Source organism: Kribbella sp. NBC_01484 (genome assembly GCF_036227145.1).
In the GTDB taxonomy this organism is placed as follows: domain Bacteria; phylum Actinomycetota; class Actinomycetes; order Propionibacteriales; family Kribbellaceae; genus Kribbella.
Genome location: NZ_CP109437.1, coordinates 3,586,319 through 3,604,176 on the forward strand (window position 1 = coordinate 3,586,319; position 17,858 = coordinate 3,604,176).

Annotated in this window: 22 protein-coding genes; 14 read left to right on the forward strand and 8 right to left on the reverse strand. The window is 67.9% G+C overall.

Annotated elements, in window-relative coordinates; all coding sequences use genetic code 11:
• Positions 1-524 precede the first annotated feature (524 nt).
• Positions 525-1,520: a hypothetical protein gene (locus tag OG555_RS17695; protein WP_329483999.1), complete on the reverse strand. Its 996-nt coding sequence runs from the start codon at positions 1,518-1,520 to the stop codon at positions 525-527.
• Positions 1,521-1,647: 127 nt separating this feature from the next.
• Between OG555_RS17695 and OG555_RS17700 the strand changes: the two genes are divergently transcribed.
• Entirely contained in the window at positions 1,648-2,244 is a 597-nt protein-coding gene (locus OG555_RS17700) for an acyl-CoA thioesterase (RefSeq protein WP_329484000.1), read from the forward strand.
• A 160-nt stretch (positions 2,245-2,404) separates the two neighbouring features.
• Here OG555_RS17700 and OG555_RS17705 read toward each other — a convergent pair whose 3' ends face one another.
• Positions 2,405-3,025, reverse strand: a complete 621-nt coding sequence (locus OG555_RS17705; RefSeq protein ID WP_329484001.1) for a TetR/AcrR family transcriptional regulator — start codon at positions 3,023-3,025, stop codon at positions 2,405-2,407.
• Between the two features lie 37 nt (positions 3,026-3,062).
• Here OG555_RS17705 and OG555_RS17710 point away from each other — a divergent pair, with 37 nt between their 5' ends.
• From OG555_RS17710 to OG555_RS17750, 9 genes are all read left to right on the forward strand, one after another.
• Positions 3,063-4,151 (forward strand): DMT family transporter, encoded by a 1,089-nt coding sequence (locus OG555_RS17710; protein ID WP_329484002.1) that lies wholly within the window; start codon positions 3,063-3,065, stop codon positions 4,149-4,151.
• Positions 4,039-4,452 carry a MarR family winged helix-turn-helix transcriptional regulator gene (locus OG555_RS17715; protein WP_328524247.1) on the forward strand — a complete coding sequence of 138 codons (414 nt, stop codon included), beginning with the start codon at positions 4,039-4,041 and terminating at the stop codon, positions 4,450-4,452. Before OG555_RS17710 ends, OG555_RS17715 begins: the two co-directional genes overlap by 113 nt.
• Position 4,453: 1 nt before the next feature.
• Positions 4,454-5,689, forward strand: a complete 1,236-nt coding sequence (locus OG555_RS17720) for a glycoside hydrolase family 3 N-terminal domain-containing protein (protein WP_329484003.1) — start codon at positions 4,454-4,456, stop codon at positions 5,687-5,689.
• On the forward strand, positions 5,686-6,021 hold the full coding sequence (locus tag OG555_RS17725; protein ID WP_329484004.1) for a YidH family protein: 336 nt from the start codon (positions 5,686-5,688) through the stop codon (positions 6,019-6,021). Before OG555_RS17720 ends, OG555_RS17725 begins: the two co-directional genes overlap by 4 nt.
• Complete coding sequence (locus OG555_RS17730) at positions 6,018-6,326, forward strand: DUF202 domain-containing protein (protein ID WP_329484005.1); 309 nt, start codon at positions 6,018-6,020, stop codon at positions 6,324-6,326. Before OG555_RS17725 ends, OG555_RS17730 begins: the two co-directional genes overlap by 4 nt.
• 139 nt (positions 6,327-6,465) lie before the next feature.
• Positions 6,466-7,098, forward strand: coding sequence for a DUF47 domain-containing protein (locus OG555_RS17735; protein ID WP_329484006.1), 633 nt, complete (start codon positions 6,466-6,468; stop codon positions 7,096-7,098).
• 2 nt (positions 7,099-7,100) lie between these two features.
• Positions 7,101-8,099, forward strand: a complete 999-nt coding sequence (locus OG555_RS17740) for an inorganic phosphate transporter (protein ID WP_329484007.1) — start codon at positions 7,101-7,103, stop codon at positions 8,097-8,099.
• Between the two features lie 90 nt (positions 8,100-8,189).
• Positions 8,190-9,323 carry an inorganic phosphate transporter gene (locus OG555_RS17745; RefSeq protein WP_329484008.1) on the forward strand — a complete coding sequence of 378 codons (1,134 nt, stop codon included), beginning with the start codon at positions 8,190-8,192 and terminating at the stop codon, positions 9,321-9,323.
• A 13-nt stretch (positions 9,324-9,336) separates the two neighbouring features.
• Complete coding sequence (locus OG555_RS17750) at positions 9,337-9,570, forward strand: hypothetical protein (RefSeq protein WP_329484009.1); 234 nt, start codon at positions 9,337-9,339, stop codon at positions 9,568-9,570.
• 49 nt (positions 9,571-9,619) lie between these two features.
• Here the strand turns inward: OG555_RS17750 and OG555_RS17755 are convergent, their stop codons facing one another.
• Both OG555_RS17755 and OG555_RS17760 read right to left on the reverse strand, forming a co-directional pair.
• The gene (locus OG555_RS17755; RefSeq protein WP_329484010.1) at positions 9,620-10,099 is read right to left on the reverse strand and encodes a hypothetical protein; all 480 of its coding nucleotides are present in this window, start codon (positions 10,097-10,099) and stop codon (positions 9,620-9,622) included.
• Positions 10,100-10,287: 188 nt separating this feature from the next.
• A complete protein-coding gene (locus tag OG555_RS17760; RefSeq protein WP_329484011.1) occupies positions 10,288-11,046 on the reverse strand; it encodes a lysophospholipid acyltransferase family protein in 759 nt (252 codons plus the stop codon).
• Positions 11,047-11,209: 163 nt separating this feature from the next.
• On the opposite strand from OG555_RS17760, the gene thiC reads away from it, so the two are divergent.
• The 3 genes from thiC to OG555_RS17775 all read left to right on the forward strand — a co-directional run bounded on the left by thiC (position 11,210) and on the right by OG555_RS17775 (position 14,270).
• Complete coding sequence (gene thiC, locus OG555_RS17765) at positions 11,210-12,757, forward strand: phosphomethylpyrimidine synthase ThiC (RefSeq protein ID WP_329484012.1); 1,548 nt, start codon at positions 11,210-11,212, stop codon at positions 12,755-12,757.
• Positions 12,758-13,161: 404 nt separating this feature from the next.
• Positions 13,162-13,719: a transposase gene (locus OG555_RS17770; RefSeq protein WP_329484013.1), complete on the forward strand. Its 558-nt coding sequence runs from the start codon at positions 13,162-13,164 to the stop codon at positions 13,717-13,719.
• Positions 13,716-14,270: a hypothetical protein gene (locus tag OG555_RS17775; protein WP_329484014.1), complete on the forward strand. Its 555-nt coding sequence runs from the start codon at positions 13,716-13,718 to the stop codon at positions 14,268-14,270. Before OG555_RS17770 ends, OG555_RS17775 begins: the two co-directional genes overlap by 4 nt.
• On the opposite strand, the gene OG555_RS17780 is transcribed toward OG555_RS17775, so the two are convergent.
• Both OG555_RS17780 and OG555_RS17785 read right to left on the reverse strand, forming a co-directional pair.
• Entirely contained in the window at positions 14,267-14,818 is a 552-nt protein-coding gene (locus OG555_RS17780) for an RDD family protein (protein WP_329484015.1), read from the reverse strand. The genes OG555_RS17775 and OG555_RS17780 overlap by 4 nt on opposite strands.
• An 81-nt stretch (positions 14,819-14,899) precedes the next feature.
• Entirely contained in the window at positions 14,900-15,661 is a 762-nt protein-coding gene (locus OG555_RS17785) for an RDD family protein (RefSeq protein ID WP_329484016.1), read from the reverse strand.
• Positions 15,662-15,764: 103 nt separating this feature from the next.
• Here OG555_RS17785 and OG555_RS17790 point away from each other — a divergent pair, with 103 nt between their 5' ends.
• Positions 15,765-16,205 carry a DUF2752 domain-containing protein gene (locus OG555_RS17790; RefSeq protein WP_329484017.1) on the forward strand — a complete coding sequence of 147 codons (441 nt, stop codon included), beginning with the start codon at positions 15,765-15,767 and terminating at the stop codon, positions 16,203-16,205.
• 42 nt (positions 16,206-16,247) lie between these two features.
• Here the strand turns inward: OG555_RS17790 and OG555_RS17795 are convergent, their stop codons facing one another.
• Both OG555_RS17795 and pstB read right to left on the reverse strand, forming a co-directional pair.
• Positions 16,248-16,895, reverse strand: a complete 648-nt coding sequence (locus OG555_RS17795) for a hypothetical protein (protein ID WP_329484018.1) — start codon at positions 16,893-16,895, stop codon at positions 16,248-16,250.
• Positions 16,896-17,075: 180 nt separating this feature from the next.
• Positions 17,076-17,852, reverse strand: a complete 777-nt coding sequence (pstB, locus tag OG555_RS17800) for a phosphate ABC transporter ATP-binding protein PstB (protein WP_328524229.1) — start codon at positions 17,850-17,852, stop codon at positions 17,076-17,078.
• Between the last annotated feature and the right edge of the window lie 6 nt (positions 17,853-17,858).

Consider the following 17,858-nt stretch of genomic DNA (forward strand, 5'->3'; position numbering starts at 1 on the left):
ACATTCGTGATCTTGTTTCTGTCCCTCCTATTTCGGCGGTGCCGCGGTAGCCGAGAGTGCGCGGCGGCCGGGTCAGGATGGTGGTGTTGCACCACCGCCTGGGCGACTTGCGGCGGATACCAGCCTGGGCGGGTCAGGCCCAGCTGTCCGGTGCGGGAGTATGTCGGCTTTACCCCTCCCGACGTCGCTCAGGTGTCGAATGGTTGCCAAGGGCACCTTTCGGCAACCGCTGGTCTGTTGGGTGGCGCGAGTACGTGTCGAGCCTTCGGAGGTGGTGTCCTCGGGGAGCGCTCCTGGTCGGCAGATGGCGTCCGTCCTTCCGAATGCGTCGTGCCGTCGTATCCGATGTCCCGTCCTGTCGCTGCGGTGTCGCGGTGCGGTCGTGCCTGCCGTGTCGAGGTGGTCGGTCAGGTGCTGAGTGCCGTGGCCCCTGCATCCGGGCTTTACGCAGCCTGGTGAGGGGGTGGGGTGTGTGAGGTGTGCGTTGGAGTTTGCGGCCGTTGACTGGTGATGGGGGGAGCCGGTTAGTGCGGGGGTGGTGGGGGTTCGTGGGTGGCTAGGAGTTTGGTTAGGGATTCGAGGTGGGGGGAGAGGCGGAGGGGGGTGCTGTCGGGGGAGCTGGTGGTGGCTGGGTGCCAGGTGAAGGGGTGACGGGGGTCGGGGCTGGCCTCGGGGGAGGGGGTGGTGGGGGTTACCAGGTGGACTTCGGGGGATAGAGGGCCTGGGTCGTGGGTGTGGGAGCGGGCGGCGAGGTTGAGGAGGAGGCCTAGGGCGGGGATGACGGAGAGGTCTTTGATGACGTGGAGTAGGAGGAGGTCTCGGGCGGGGACGGCGGCTAGAAGGCCGTGGGGTGGGTGGTGGTCCAGGTGGAGGGAATCGCGGAGGACGGTGTCCAGGACCAGAGCTCGGGACGCGGCGAAGGGGGTGCCGGTGACGAAGGCGATGCGGATGTCGTCGTGGTCTAGGTACTCGACGTGGTCGGTGAGGCGGCGGAGGTTGGCCAGGCCGAAGCGTTCGGCTTCGGGCCAGGTGAGGCCGAGGTCGGGTGGTTCGAGGTACATGGTGACCGTGCCGTCGTTGATGGTGGCGGGGACGGACATCAGACCGGGCACGAAGTCGGAGCGGTCCTCGCTCCAGTGGGTGGGGAGCGCTTCGCGAGGGACGAGGCGTTGGAGTAGTTCTCGCTCGGGGTCTTCGGGCGGGGGTGGCGGCCCGTTGCGGAGGCAGTCGAGGAGTTGGACGAAGTGCTCCTCGACCAAGGCCGGCCAGCGCTGCTCCTCGTAGCGCGACAGGGTGCGCGCGAGGTTGCTCAGGCCGAGGACCGGGCCTTCGGCGGACGGCTCGACCGGGACGAGGGCCGCGCCGCCCTCGTAGGCGACGTCGAGCCCGAGCCGGGTCGCGACGGCCAGGCCGAGGTGCACCAAGCGCGTGGCCTGGCTGCGGGTCAAGGGGGTCAGGACTGGGTCGGCCCAGTCGAAGTTGTTGCTGTGGGCATATTCGGTGAAGCTGTCGATGGTCATCGGGGCCACCTCCTCGCCAGAGAAAGTACGAGGATCGGCACCCGCCGCAGCCTGCGATTTCGAACCTGTGGACAACTCGCCGGGATAGTCTGCGCAGATCCCACCAGGTGAGTCCGAAGGAGTCAGCATGTCCAGCAGTCCGTCGTCGCGGCCGACCTCCGAGACACGGCTGTCGTTGTCGCACATCACCGCGCAGAACGAGACCAACCTGCTCGGCACCGTGCACGGTGGCGTGATCATGACGCTGGTCGACTCGGTCGCGGGAGTGGTCGCCGCGCGGCACTCCGGTGGGCCGGCGGTCACGGCGTCGATGGACGAGATGGTGTTCCTGGTACCGGTGCGGGTCGGCGACGTTGTGCACTGCAGCGGGCAGGTGAACTGGACCGGGCGCAGTTCGATGGAGGTCGGCGTACGGATCACAGCTGATCGGTGGGATTCCGTCGGGCCTCAGGTCCACGTGGCGTCGGCGTACCTGGTGTTCGTCGCGGTCGATGCGGACGGCCAGCCGCGGCAGGTGCCGCAGGTCGTCCCGCAGACGGATGAGGAACGCCGGAGGATGCGCGAGGCCGAGATCCGCCGAACGCACCGCCTGGCCCGCCGCGCCGCCATCATCGCCTCCCGCGAGGAGACCGCCCGCGAAGAGGCTGCCCGCGAAGAAGCCGCGCGCGAGCAAGCCGAGCCTGCGGGAACCGAGGAAGCAGCCCTTCAGGAGAACACCCGGTGACCCTGTTCGGGAGCACCCGCCGCGTTCTAGGTGGCTTGGGGTTTCGCCTACCTGTACGTCTTCGTCCAGGTGCTGGTCCCCGGCAGCTTCACCGCGGCCGTTGACCCAGGCAACGAGCGCGCCTGGTCGGACTCACCATCGCGAGACGCAGCAGTAACACCTAGACCCGCGGCCACCCGGCCAGCAGATCGGCCGCCGCCCGGGCGGCCACCTGGGGCGCGCGCTCCATCGCGGCCACGCGATAGCTGACCAGGGCACCCTCATGCAGCAGGAGCAACCGGTCGGCGAGCTCCCCGGGATCCGCCATCCCCGCGAGCCTCGCCTGCGCCTCGAACTCGGACCGCATCCACTGCTTCTGCCCGACGATCACCGGCATCGCCGGGTGGTCCGGCGCCGCCAGTTCCACGCTGGCGTTGATGAAGCCGCACCCGTTCCGCGACCCCGCGAGCCAATCCGTCAGCGCGTCGAACAGCGCCAGGATCACCTCTTCCGGAGTGGTCGGCGCGCGGGCCGCCAGCTGTTCGTCGAGGAACGCGTGCCAGACAAGGTTCCGCCGCTCCAGGTACGCCGCGATCAGCCGATCCTTCGAGCCGAACCGGTCGTACAGCGTCTTCTTGGTCACATCGGCCACCGACGCGATCGTGTCCACACCGACCGTCCGGATCCCCTGCTCGTAGAACAGCGTCGACGCAGCCGTCAGGATGCGCTCGCCGGCTGGTGTCAGGGTGGTGGCCTCGGGCAGCTGCCGATCCACCAACAGTCCCATCTGCTGATCGAGCATACTGACAGTATACCGACCGGTGTGGTTACTGTCGGCCATGACGATTCTCCAGGTACGACGTACGCCGCGCCACCAGCTCGCCGCCGCCGGAGCGGGAGCCGGGTTCGTCGTGTTCTGGAGCTGCGGATTCATCGGCGCCCGGTGGGGCACGCAGTACACGAATGCGTTCGACCTGCTCGCCTGGCGCTTCCTCCTCGCCGGTGCGCTTGCCGCAGTGGTCCTGCTGATCAGACGACCGGCGATCTCCCGCAGAGACCTCATGACCCAGGTGTGGATGGCGGTCCTGACCCAGTTCGTCTACCTGAGCCTGATCTTCACCGGCATCGACCACGGCATCACCGCGGGCGTCACCGCACTCATCGGCTCGCTGCAACCGCTCCTGATCGCGACCGTGGCCGGCCCGCTGCTCGGGGAACGCGTCAGCCGGCGTCAGTGGATCGGATTGGTCCTGGGCCTCGCCGGGGTCGGACTGGTCGTCGCCGATGACCTCAACGCGGGCCATGGCTTGTTGCTGTTGTTCCTGGTCCCCCTCGGCGGACTGCTCGGCCTGGTGATCGGCACGTGTCTGGATCGGCAGCGAAAGCCGGCTACGAACTCTCTCGACGCGCTCTGCGTGCAGAGCCTCGTGTCCGCGATCCTGTTCACCGCGCTGGCTGCTTCGACCCATCAGCTGACCGTTCCAGCTCAGCCGGGCTTCTACGGCGCCGTCGTCTGGCTGGTGCTCCTGGCAACAGGTGGCGGTTGGGGTCTATACCTGGTCAACCTCAAGCTTTCCGGCGCGACTCGCGTCAGCTCACTGCTGTACCTCGTTCCCCCGACGACGATGGTCTTCGCCTATCTGATGTTCCGCGAGACCATCGGCCTGCTGGCAGTCATCGGCATGCTCGGATGTGCCATCGCCGTACTCCTGATCAGGGTCCGGCAACCAGTACGCTGCGGGGATGGCGGAACCCCGGTGGCTGGACCAGACGGAAGCACAGGCCTGGCGCGCGTTCATCGCGGCACAGCGAGTAGTGAACAGCCGGATCGAGCAGCAGCTGCAGCGCGATGCCGGAATCCCGCACACGTACTACGAAATCCTGGTCCGGCTCTCCGAAGCGCCGGACGGCCGCCTGCGGATGAGTGAGCTCGCCGTCGCCACTCTCGGCTCCCGCAGCCGGTTGTCGCACGCGGTGAATCGGCTGGAGCAGAACGGATGGGTCAGGCGGGAGGGCATCGAGTCCGACCGTCGCGGCCAGGTGGCGATCCTCACCGACCTCGGCCGGCAGAAGCTGGTGGAGACTGCGCCCGGCCACGTCGACGAAGTCCGCAAGTCGATCTTCGACGCGCTGACCGAGGAGCAGGTCGAGCATTTGTACGACGTCTGCGCGACGCTGGCCCGGCACTCCGGCGACACGGTCGACCGCGCCGTCTGGGAGCGTCGCTGAGATGAGGCGTCCGGTCGCCTTGGTCGCGATGACGGCACTCGTCGTCGCCGGCTGCAGCGACAGTCAGTCCCCGCCGACCGCAGGCCCGAGCACGGTGCCGTCATCGTCGGTGCCACTGCCGACGACCCAGCCCGCCACCGAGCAGCCCAGCACTCCGGCCGAGACTCCGACGCCGACACCAACTCCGACCGCAACGCCGAGCTGCATCGAGCAGAAGCTCCAAACGCTGACCCTCCGGGAGCAAGCGGCCCAGCTGATCATGACCGGCATCAGCGCCAGCGGCATGACCTCGGCACAACGTCCCATCGTGCAGAAGGAGAAGCCCGGCAGCGTCTTCCTGCTCGGAAACAGCGGAAGCCTGTCCCACACGCGTACGGCGATGGCAGCAGCGAACACCGCCGCCACGGTGAAGGGCGTCCGCCCGCTGATCGCCGCTGACCAGGAGGGCGGCCAGATCCAGCGCCTGAAGGGCCCCGGCTTCGACCGGATCCCGGCCGCGACCGTGCAAGGCAGCTGGTCCACCGACAAGCTCACCGCGCGTGCCCAGCAGTGGGGCGGGCAACTCAAGCAGGCGGGGGTGAACGTCGACCTCGCGCCGGTGGCCGACGTCGTACCCACGTCGCTGAAGTCCCAGAACGCGCCCATCGGCAGTCTCGACCGCGAGTACGGAAACACGCCGGAGGATGTCGGGCCGCCGGTGCAGGCGTTCGTCAGGGGGATGCAGAAGGCCGATGTGATGACGACGGTCAAGCACTTCCCAGGACTCGGCCGAGTGCGCGGCAATACCGACTTCTCGTCCGGTGTGGTCGACAACGTCACGGTTCGCGGTGACACCGATCTCCAGCCGTACGCCGACGGGATCAAGGCGGGCGCCGCCATGGTGATGATCTCGACGGTCACCTACACGAAGATCGATCCCAAGAACCGCGCTGTGTTCTCACCGACCGTCATCCAAGGCATGGTCCGCGGCGATCTGGGCTGGAGTGGTGTCGTGATCACCGACGACGTCGGGGCCGCCGCCGAGGTAGCGTCGGTGCCGGTTGGCCAGCGGGCGACCCGGTTCGTCGCGGCGGGCGGCGACATCGTCATCAATGCCAAAGTGGGGCTGACCGCCACCATGGTGAACGCACTGGTCGTCAAGGCCCAGCAGGACAAGGCATTCGCCGCGAAGCTGACCAGTAGCGTGAGGCGTGTGCTGACACTGAAGCAGGACCACGGCTTGGTGAGCTGCGGATGACGGACGAGCAGGAGCCCGACTACCGCTTCACCCTGGCGAACGAGCGGACCTATCTGGCCTACTTGCGGACCTCGCTGGCCTGCTACGCGGGCGGTCTGTCGGCGGTGCAGTTCCTCGACCTCGGTCCGGCTCGCTGGCCGGCCAGGATCATCGGTGTGGTTCTGGTCACTGCCGGAATCGTCACCACCGCGGGCGCCTTCCGTCGCTGGCAGCTGAACCTGGCCGCGATGCGCACCGGTGCCAGCCTCCCGGTCACCCGGCTGCCGTTGATGCTCGGGGCAACAATCGCGACGGTCGGCCTGATCGCCCTGCTCCTCTCCCTGTGGCGATGAGCACACCCGATCCCGGTCTGCAGCCCGAGCGCACCCTGCTCGCCTGGCGCCGGACCGCGCTGGGCCTGATCGCCAACGGCATCCTCCTGATTGCCTCCGGCCACGGTTCCTCCGACGTCCGCACCGGCCTCGGCATCGTCGTCCTCGTGCTCGCGCTGTCCTGCTGGGCCGCGGTCAGCGCGGTGTATCGCCGTACCGGCGGGTCCGCGGTGCATGCCCTCGGCCACGACCGAGTGCTCCGCGTCGCCGCCGGTCTGGTCCTGGTCGTCGGCCTCTTCGACCTGTACGCCGTGATCACTCACTGAAACCGACCGGTCACCTATCGTTCGTGCCGCCCCGGATGAGTTCATTCCGACGCGCTACCTTGACCGGGCGGATGCCGCGTCAATCGCACGTTCCCCCTAGCATGTTCACGGTTTGTCCCTCGTTCACCCGGAGCTTGAAGTGCCGTTACGTCTGCGTCCGAACGACCCGACGTTCTACGACCTTTTCACCGAGTCCGCCAACCACCTCGTGGACGGGGCCCGGATCCTGGCCGAACTGCTCGGCAGTACGGCGGGAACCGGACTCTCCTCGAGTCACCAGATCGCCGCCGAGATGAAGGACGCCGAGCACGCGGCCGACGAGACCACCCACTCGATCATCCGCCGGGTCAACTCCACCTTCGTCACCCCGTTCGACCGCGAGGACATCTACCGGCTGGCCTCCGTTCTCGATGATGTGATGGATTTCATGGAGGAGGCGGTCGACGCCGTCCACCTGTTCAACCTGGACAAGTTGCCGGAGGAGATCGCCGAGCAGATCGAGGTGCTCCAGCGGATGGCGCAGCTGACCGCCGAGACGATGCCCCGGCTGCGGACGATGAAGGACCTGGCCGAGTACTGGATCGAGATCAACCGGCTGGAGAACACCGGTGACGCGGTGCACCGCCGGATCATCGCCAAGCTCTTCAGCGGCGAGTACGAAGCCCTGACCGTGATGAAGTTCAAGACCGTGGTGGACCTGCTGGAGGCCGCGATCGACGCGTTCGAGCACGTCGCCCACACGGTCGAGCAGATCGCCGTCAAGGAGAGCTGAGCGTGGAGCTCGCGCTCGTCGTCGCCCTCGTCGTCATCGCCCTCGGATTCGACTACACCAATGGCTTCCACGACGCCTCCAACGCGATCGCGACCTCGGTCTCCACCCGCGCGCTCACACCGCGGGTGGCGCTGGCGATGGCGGCGGTGATGAACTTCGTCGGCGCGTTCCTCGGCACCGAGGTGGCCGAGACAGTCGGCAAGGGCATCATCAGCGCCCCGAGTGGCGAGAAGGGCCTGGTGGTCGTGATCGCGGCCCTGCTCGGCGCGATCACCTGGAATCTGATCACCTGGTACTTCGGCCTGCCCAGCTCCTCGTCGCACGCGCTGATCGGCGGACTGATCGGCGCCGGGGTCGCCTCGTCGAGCATCGTGCTGTGGTCGGACATCCTCGACAAGGTCGTCATCCCGATGGTGCTGTCTCCCGCGATCGGCTTCTTCGGTGCGTTCGCGCTGATGATCGCGATTCTGTGGGCGTTCCGGCGCAGCAACCCCGCCAAGACCACCCGCGGTTTCCGGATGTCGCAATCGCTGTCGGCGGCGGCGGTGGCGCTCGGGCACGGCCTGCAGGACGCGCAGAAGACGATGGGCGTCATCTTCCTGGCCCTGCTCACCGCCGGCTATGTCAACGAGAACGACGGCATCCCGCCGTGGGTCAAGCTCTCCGCCGCGACAGCGATCTCGCTCGGCACGTACTCCGGCGGCTGGCGGATCATGCGCACCCTGGGTCGCCGGATCATCCACCTCGACCCGGCCCGCGGCTTCGCCTCCGAGGCGGTCGCCGCGACCGCGCTGTACGTGATGGCGATCGGTCTGCACGCGCCGGTCTCCACGACACAGACGATCACGTCGGCGGTGATCGGCGCCGGTGCGACCAAGCGGCTGTCGGCGGTCCGCTGGGGAGTCGCGAGGAGCATCGTCATCGCGTGGGTGCTGACCATTCCCGCAGCCGGCATCATCGCGGCGCTCTTCTACGGGTTGGCCCATCTGATCTTGGAGTGAATTCCCTCGATCTGTTCACTTCGAATTCACTAACCGGCCTTACCGTCGATCCACGCTGTACATCGCCGGCCCAGGGGGGAAGTGATCGCGATGGACCTGTCCTTCCTTGTCGTCGTGGTGATCATCACCGCGTTGGTGTTCGACTTCACCAACGGTTTCCACGACACCGCCAACGCGATGGCGACGTCCATCGCCACCGGCGCGCTCAGACCCAAGGTCGCGGTCACCGTGTCCGCGGTGCTCAATCTGGTCGGCGCGTTCATCTCCACCGCGGTGGCCACGACGATCTCCAGCGGCCTCGTCGACGACTCGAAGATGACCGTGCCGATCATCTTCGGCGGCCTGGTCGGCGCGATCCTGTGGAACCTGGTGACCTGGTACTTCGGCCTGCCGAGCTCCTCGTCGCACGCCCTGTTCGGCGGCCTGATCGGCGCCACCTGGATCGCGGCCGGCAGCGGCGCGATCAACTTCGGCACAGTGGTGCAGAAGATCATCCTCCCCGCGATCGCCGCGCCGATCGTGGCCGGCGCGGTCGCGCTGGTGGGCACCTTCCTCGCCTACCTGATCACCCGGCGGGCCCGGAAGAAGTCGGTCGAGGCCGGGTACAACAAGGGGCAGATCGCGTCCGCGTCGATGCTCTCGCTCGCCCATGGCACCGGTGACGCGCAGAAGACGATGGGCGTCATCACGCTGGTGCTGATCACGTCTGGCAGCCTCGCGCAGGGTTCGCCCCCGCCGACCTGGGTGATCTTCTCGGCCGGCTTGGCGATCGCCCTGGGCACCTATTTCGGTGGCTGGCGGATCATCCGGACGATGGGCAAGGGCCTGACCGAGATCGAGTCGCCGCAGGGGTTCACCGCCGAGAGCAGCTCGACCGCGGTGCTACTGGCCTCGTCCCACCTGGGCTTCCCGCTGTCCACCACCCAGGTCTGCTCCGGCAGCATCCTCGGCACCGGCCTCGGCAAGCGGCTCGCGGAGGTGCACTGGACGGTTGCCCGGCGGATGGCGGTGGCCTGGCTGTTCACGCTCCCGGCCGCCGCGGTCGTCGGCGCGCTGGCCGGCCAGGTGGCCAGCTCCGGCAACTTCGGCGTCGTCATCGTTGCTGTCCTCGCGGTCGTGGCCAGCGCTGGCATCTACGTCGCCTCCCGGCGCCGGCCGGTGACGCCCGAGAACGTCAACGACGACCCGGCCTCCACTCCGGCGACCACGACCGCGGTGGTCTGATAGGAGTACGGCGATGCACATCCACTGGAATGCACTCGGTCAGGTGGCCCTGGTCAGCCTGCTCTTCGGGGTCGGGCTGGCGATCGTGTTCGCGTTCGGTGTGACCGCGATGTCGCGGCGGGCGGTGGCGATCGAGGAGAAGAAGCCGCCGTCGATCGTGGACACCTCCCTGGCCGCGCTCTGCTTCGCGGCCTGCCTGGCAGCGGTGTTCTACGGGCTGTATCTGATCATTCCGCAGTTCCACTGACGCGGGTACGACGGACGGTCCGCTCGAGGGCTGTCCGTCGTACGGGTCGTCAGCGGTTCCAGCGCCGTACCGACTTGGCCACGTCCTTGGAGCGGATGGAGCCGAGGTTGTACTCCCACGCGGCGGCCAGCTTGCCGCCGAGGATGCTCGCGTCCAGATAGATCCTCGGGCGCACCGCCACGGCCCAGGTGGCGGCGGCCGCGTGGCCCTGCTGGTGGAGCAGGTGGTCCACGGTCGCCTCGATCCGGCTCTTGTTCTCGCCTCTGAGGCCTTCAGTGGCCCAGCGTTGCATGATCGCCGCGTCGTCGGACGTCATCCGGGCCAGATAGGTCAGCGGACCGCGCCAGAAGCCCCGGCTGCCGATGCTGTCCAGGCTCTCCAGCGGGAACCAGCCGTTCTGGCAGCGGCGTCCGTTCACCGCGGATTCGATCTCCCGGGCGCGGTCCGCGGACAGGCCCCGGGTCGCCCAGTCGACGAAGAACGTCCCGGCGTCCGGGATGTGCTCCGCCACGTGCGGCGCTGGAGTCATCTGCCCCGGTTCGAACAGATGGAGCTCTTCCGGTGATTCGAACACAACCTTCCCCGCCCGCCTGAGTACCGCGGCCGCGCGTACGACTACCCGGCCCGCCGCACAGGGACCCCCCAGGTTCCTGTTCCGTCAACAACGACAAGTCTTCGTACCCTCGTTCCCGCCCGAGGGTCAAGGTCTTGTCCGCGTTAGCGGTCCTCCTTGGTCCGCCGCGCGGCCCGGCGCGCGAGCTCCTCCTGATCCAGCCGCTCGGCCTCGGCCGGGGTCGGCGCGGCGCCGCCGTACGACGCCGGCAGCCACCAGGCACCGGCCGGTTGCTCGGGGTAGGCGCGGATGGTCTGATCGAGCATCCCGGCCATGGTCGAGTGCAGGCGCGCGGTCGCGTCGGCCGCATCGTCGCCCCGGGTGACGGTGATCGGTGCGCCGACGGTGATCGCGATAGTGCGGTGCCGGGAGAAGTCGCGCGGATGATCCTTGGTCAGCATCCGCTGCGTGCCCCACAGGATCATCGGAATGATCGGTACGCCGGCCGCGGCGGCCATCCGGACCGTGCCGGACTTGAACTCCTTGAGCTCGAACGACCGGCTGATCGTCGCCTCCGGGAACACGCCGACGACCTCGCCCTGGCCGAGGTACCGGAGCGCTTCGCGGTACGACGCCATCCCGGCCGCGCGATCCACCGGGATGTGGTGCATCCCGCGCATCAGCGGCCCGGAGTACCGGTTGCGGAACAGGACCTCCTTGGCCATGAACCGCACCAGCCGCTTGCTTGGCACAGCGCCGAAGCCGCCGAGCACGAAGTCGACGTAGCTGATGTGGTTGAGCGCGATCACCGCGCCACCGGTCCGCGGCACGTTCTCCGTCCCGGTCAGCTGGAACTTCAGATCCAGCACCTTGAACGCCGTCTTCGCGAAGCCGATCACCGGTGGGTACACGAGGTCACGCATCCCCCGACGCTACCCGCCCGGTCAAGACGGCGGGTTATAAGGTGACGGTGACAATTGGAGATCGCGGGAGCTCGCACCGTAGTGGGCTGAGAGGGCGGCTGGGTGAACCGGCGCCGCCGACCGCCGAACCTGTCCGGGTAATTCCGGCGTAGGGAGCAGCAAGGTGAACGTCAGCACGATTCGACCGACTGTCACCACCGGCCCGATCTCGGGGTCGGAGAAGATCTACCGCGGTGAGCTGGGCGTCCCGGCCCGCCGCGTCCACCTCACGAACGGCGAGCGCTTCGACCTGTACGACACGTCGGGTCCGTACACCGACACGTCGGCGCGGATCGACGTACAGGCCGGACTGCCCGCACTCCGGCGGGACTGGATCGCCGGGCGCGCACCGCTGACCCAGCTCGGGCACGCCCGGGCCGGGACGATCACCGAGGAGATGAGGTACGTCGCCGTCCGGGAGGGCCTCGATCCGGAGTTCGTCCGGTCTGAGGTGGCCCGGGGCCGGGCCGTGATCCCGGCGAACCGGCGGCACCCGGAGAGCGAACCGATGATCATCGGGAAGAAGTTCCTGGTGAAGGTGAACGCGAACATCGGCAACTCGGCCGTCAGCAGCTCGGTCGAGGAAGAGGTCGAGAAGCTCGTCTGGGCGACCCGGTGGGGCGCGGACACGGTGATGGACCTGTCCACCGGCAAGAACATCCACGAGACGCGGGAGTGGATCCTGCGGAACTCACCCGTGCCGATCGGGACGGTCCCGCTGTATCAGGCGCTCGAGAAGGTGAAGGGCGATCCGGCCGCGCTGTCATGGGAGGTGTACCGCGACACGGTGATCGAGCAGTGCGAGCAGGGCGTCGACTACATGACGGTGCATGCCGGCGTACTGCTGCGGTACGTGCCGCTGACCGCTGGACGGATCACGGGCATCGTGTCCCGGGGTGGCTCGATCATGGCCGCTTGGTGCCTGGCGCATCATCAGGAGTCCTTCCTGTACACGCATTTCGCGGAGCTGTGCGAGATCCTGCGCACCTATGACGTGACGTTCTCACTGGGCGACGGGTTGCGGCCGGGGTGTATCGCGGACGCCAACGACGCGGCGCAGTTCGCCGAGCTGCGGACGCTGGGAGAGTTGACCCGGATCGCCTGGGAGCACGACGTCCAGGTGATGATCGAGGGGCCGGGCCACGTGCCCATGCACAAGATCGCGGAGAACGTGCGGCTCGAGGAGGAGCTCTGCGGCGAGGCGCCGTTCTACACATTGGGGCCGTTGGCAACTGATGTGGCGCCGGCCTACGACCACATCACGTCCGCGATCGGTGCGGCCCAGATCGGCTGGCTGGGTACGGCGATGCTCTGCTACGTCACGCCGAAGGAACACCTCGGGCTGCCGGATCGCGACGACGTGAAGACCGGCGTGATCACCTACAAGATCGCCGCCCACGCAGCCGATCTGGCCAAGGGGCATCCGGGCGCGCAGGCGTGGGACGACACGTTGTCCATGGCAAGGTTCGAGTTCCGCTGGGAGGATCAGTTCAACCTCTCGCTGGATCCCGACACGGCCCGCTCGTTCCATGACGAGACCCTGCCCGCCGAGCCGGCCAAGACCGCCCACTTCTGCTCGATGTGCGGCCCGAAGTTCTGCTCGATGCGGATCACCGCCGACATCCGCGCGTACGCCGAAGAGCATGGCCTGACGTCCGCCGAGGCCATCTAGGCCGGCCTCGCCGAGATGTCCGGCACGTTCAAGGCGAACGACCAGAAGCTCTATCTTCCGCTGGCGGAGTGAGGTCGCGGACCGCCAGGCCATCACATTCGCCGGCCGACGATCGGGCCGCGCTGAGGGGTGCCGGCGAACCGCGGTTGTGATGGCCTGGCGGTCCGTCTCCCCATTGACTGCGCGTGAAGTGCGGGGCGAGTCGAGATGCCGAGGTCGCCGGATCGAGCGGAGAATTGGGGGAATCGGTGGCCCGAGGGAGTGATCACTGGGAGTGATCGGGTGAGCCGATTCAGGTTTCTTCCTTCACTCTACGTGAATAAGACTGTAGCCTTAATGCGTTCGGAAGGAGGTGCAGGGCGATGGTCTTCGTTCTCACGGTAGATCAGCGCGGCAGCCGAAGCATGAGCGATCTCGTACCCGAGCTACTGAACTCCCTGAACCGCCGGCCGCGACGGACCGGTTTGCTCCGGAAGTTCGAGCGGACCGCCGGCGACGAAGTGCAGGGCATCCTCTCGGAGGCCCGCGCCACCATCGACGTGATCGTCGAGCTGCTCCGCACCGATACCTGGTACGTCGGACTCGGGGTCGGCGAGGTCACCCAGCCCCTGCCGCGCAGCACCAGGGCGGGCAGCGGCGACGCGTTCGTGTACGCGCGGGAGGCGGTGAACCGGGCCAAGTCGAGCCCTCACCACGTCAACGTGGTCGGTCCGGATCCGCACCGGGCCGAGCAGGTGGAGACCGTGCTGTGGCTGATGGCGTCCGTACTGCGGCGTCGGAGCGACCGTGGCTGGGCAGTGGCCGACCTGCTGGCCGAAGGACTCACGAGGCGGGAGATCGGCGTGAAGCTGGGGATCAGCCAGTCGGCGGTGACACAGCGGGCGCAGGCCGCCGGGTTCGCCGAGGAGCAGCGTGGACGGGTGCTGGCGGCCGAGTTGCTCGACGCTGGAGTCGCTGCGTGACGGCACTCGTCTTGTCGTTGACCGGCGCCGCCCTGATCCTCGCCGTACTGGCGTGGGTGCCCAAGGCCGGCTCTACCCTCGAGATCGTCATCAGTGGCGTCATGCTGGCCTGTCTGGTTGCAGTCGGTCTCCTACTGCTGGCAGGCAACGGTGTGGAGGGCTGGCGCGAACGCTGGTGGGACGTGCTGCTCGTGCTGGCCGGGGGACTCGCGGTGACCGGTGGTGGGCCGCTAACGACGTCAGTGCTGTCTCTGGTGGACCGGGGGAACACCCGAGCCCAGTCCACACAGAAGGCCGGCGAGGTACTGCGTGGTGGCGCGCTGATCGGCTCGCTCGAGCGGGCCGCGATCTTCGCGTCGCTGGTGGCCGGCTGGCCGGAGGGCATTGCGGTCGTGCTGGCGATCAAGGGACTGGCCCGCTACCCCGAGCTGCGTAGCCCGGACCAGCCGGCCTCGGTCACCCCCCAGGCGGTCGCCGAGCGCTTCATCATCGGCACGTTCACCAGCGTCCTGTGGGCGGTGACCTGCGCTGGGTTCCTGTTGTCCGACTAAGTGCGGATCACGATGTCGTTGACCACTTTGTCGTGCCAGGTCTGCTGCTTGTCGTCCCAGAGCGGCCAGAGCACGTTGAGAATGCAGAGCTGGTTGAAGATCTGGGCGAGGATCTCACGGCCGAGATTCGGACCGATGCCGATCAGCTGACCGGTCTGCGAGTGCACGACCTTCAAGCCGGTCAGCTTCTTCCCGAAGGACTGGCCGGTCCGCCCCTGCCGGATGACCCGGTTCCAGACCCACATCAGGAACGCGAGAAGGAAGCCGGCGCCGATTGCGATCCCGCCGCCGGGGCCGAGCTGCTCCTTGTCGCCGTCGATGACCAGGGACAGGATCGCGCCGGCGATCGCCGGGATCGAAACGATCAGCGAGTCGAGGATCGAGGCGCCGACACGGATCGGCCATCCAGCCGGCTGTCCGGGCGGCGCGTAGCCGTACCCGTAGCCCGCCGGTCCGTGACTGCCTTGTCCGTAAGGGTTGTAGCCCTGCTGGTGGTACTGGCCCGGTTGACCCGGTGGGTACTGCGGGTTGTACGGAGGGGTGGTCACCTGCGGGGTCCTTTCTGCGGCCGAGATGCCGAACGCCGCGGCCTCGAGGGGCCACGGCGTCCGGGAGATCGCGGTACGGCGTCAGAGCTTGATGACGTAGGTGTTGTTGATCTTGTCCGCGAACGTCTGCCGCTTCTCGTCCCACAGCGGCCACAGCCAGCCGATGTAGCAGGCGAGGCTGTCCAGGATGTGGGTGAGCTGGCGCAGGAACGTCTTGCCCGCGCCGATCGGCTGGCCGGTGTCCGCGCCGACGAGCTTCAGGCCGAGGACCTGCTTGCCCACGGTCTGGCCGGTGCTGCCCTGCCGGATCACGATGTTCCAGATCGCCAGACCGATGCCGATCAGGTAGAAGACCAGGGCCAGGATGGTCACGGCCGAGTTGTCGGCGTTGGACAGCGCGCTCGCGATCCCGTACGGGACGGCGACGATCAGGCCGTCGATGAGGTAGCCGCCGAGCCGGTTCGGCCAGGCCGCCAGGTTGCCCGGGATCCCACCGAAACCACCCGGCTGCCCGTAGCCCTGGGGGTAGCCCGGCTGGCCGTACGGCTGCCCGTAGCCCGGCTGCTGACCGTACTGACCAGGCTGACCCGGCTGCTGCGGATACCCGGCGGGCTGCTGCCCGTACTGCCCCGGCTGCGGCTGGCCGTAACCCGGCTGCTGCCCATAGCCCGGCTGCTGCTGGGCGCCATAGCCGGGCTGCTGCTGCCCGTACTGGCCCGGCTGCTCCTGCCCGTACTGGCCCGGTTGCTGCGCAGGCTGTCCGTACTGGCCAGGCTGGCCGTACTGACCCGGCTGCTGTGAGTCTTGAGGGCCGTAACCCGGCGGCGGCGTCGGATTGCTCACGACGGTCCTTTCTCCTGATTGCTGTTGAGGGGACTTGCAGGCTAGTCGTCGGACGGCTCAGACCGGGCAACGGATCCCACGAGATGAGAGTTACCGTTGTCCGGTGAGCCTTTCGCTGAGCGTCGTACTCCGGCCGACCGGTCCGGTGCAGCCACTGGACCGGCGCGTGTGGGGCCTGACCGCGGTGGGAGTGGGTGGGTTCGGGCTGGCGGCCGTCTACCAGCTGTCCAGCGGCCAGATCGGTATTCCGTGCATTCTGCATGCGACCACGGGGCTGAACTGCCCGCTCTGTGGGTCGACGAGGATGGCGGCCGCTCTGCTGCGCGGCGATCTGGACGCAGCCTGGCACTTCAACCCGGTGGTGCTCGTCCTCGGCCCGCTCGTTGGTGTTGCCGTCGGCTACCAGTTGCTTGCCTGGTCGCTCGAATCGCTCCGGCTGGTCCGGTTGCCGCGACTGACGATGAGCCCGCGGGTGGCCGACTGGCTGATCAAGGGCGTCATCGCCCTACTGGTCGTGTACGGCGTCGCCCGCAACCTGAACTGAGTCGTCGCCGGGCCGCGGGGTGTGCCACGGCCCGGCGGGACGTCAGCTCGCGAGGTAGCCGATGAGGTAGAAGAGGATCCCGAGGCCGATCAGGACGACGCCGCCGATCCAGGCGACCTTGGCCAGGGTGGCCGAGCGGCCTTGCTCGCGGAACTTGCTCTGGGCAATCAGACCGAGGACGACCGAGGCCGGGGTGCAGATGACGAAGCAGACGATGCCGATGATGGCGAGCACCTGCGGAGTGCTGCTCTGCGGGGCGGCGCCGTAGCCGTAGCCGCCGGGCTGGCCGTACTGCCCGTAGGCGCCGGGCTGCTGACCGTACGACCCGGGCTGCTGGCCGTACTGGCCGTAGGAACCAGGCTGCTGGCCATAGCCGGGCTGCTGCTGACCGTAGCCCGGCTGCTGCCCGTACTGACCCGGCTGTCCCGGGTAGCCGCCCTGACCGTACTGACCAGGCTGCTGCTGTTGCCCATAGCCGGGCTGCTGACCGTACTGGCCCGGCTGGCCGTACTCACCAGGCTGACCGTACTGGCCAGGCTGCTCCTGGCCGGGCTGGTTGTACGGATTCGGCTGGTTGTACGGGTTCGGCTGGCCGTACTGGCTCGGCGGTTGCTGCCCCGGGGTCTCAGGGGTGTCCTGCGGCCTGTTCGGGTCGTTCTGGTCGTCGCCCGGAGGCGTCGGAGTGCTCACCGCGGTCCCTTCTGAGAACGTCGAGGATCTCCGAAGGCTATCTTTTCCACAGGTTCTCGGTCACGCACCCTCGCCGGATCCCGAACGCCCGGGGCCACGCGCCGCCGCGACGTGCTGTCGCGGCGGCCGGAGACGTACCAGGTCGAACGATCCGCCCGAGGGCTTCCGTCGTACGGCGGATCAGCCGAAGCGGCCGGTGATGTAGTCCTCGGTCGCCTTCTCGTTCGGGTTCGAGAAGATCATCTTGGTCGAACCCATCTCGATCAGCCGGCCCGGCTTACCGGTCGCGGCCAGGTTGAAGAATCCGGTTTGGTCCGACACCCGGGCCGCCTGCTGCATGTTGTGGGTGACGATGACGACGGTGAACTTGTCCTTCAGCTTCTCGATCAGGTCCTCGATCGCCAGCGTCGAGATCGGGTCGAGGGCCGAGCACGGCTCGTCCATCAGGATCACCTGGGGCTCGACCGCGATCGCCCGGGCGATGCACAGCCGCTGCTGCTGACCACCGGACAGTCCGGCGCCGGGCTTGTCCAGCCGGTCCTTGACCTCGTTCCAGAGGTTGGCGCCGTGCAGGGACTGCTCGACCACCTCGGTGAGCTTCTTGCGGTCCTTGACCCCGTTGAGCTTCAGGCCGGACGCGACGTTGTCGAAGATCGACATGGTCGGGAACGGGTTCGGCCGCTGGAACACCATGCCGACCACGCGGCGGACCGCCACCGGGTCGATCCCGGTCGCGTACAGATCCTGCTGGTCCAGCATCACCTTGCCCTCGACCCGGGCGCCGGGGATCACCTCGTGCATCCGGTTGAGGGTGCGCAGGAAGGTGGACTTGCCGCAGCCGGACGGCCCGATGAACGCCGTGACCGAGCGGGGCTCGATCGTCATCGACACGTCCTCGACGGCCTTGAAGTCGCCGTAGTAGACGTTGAGGCCGCTGACCTCGATGCGCTTCGCCATATCGAC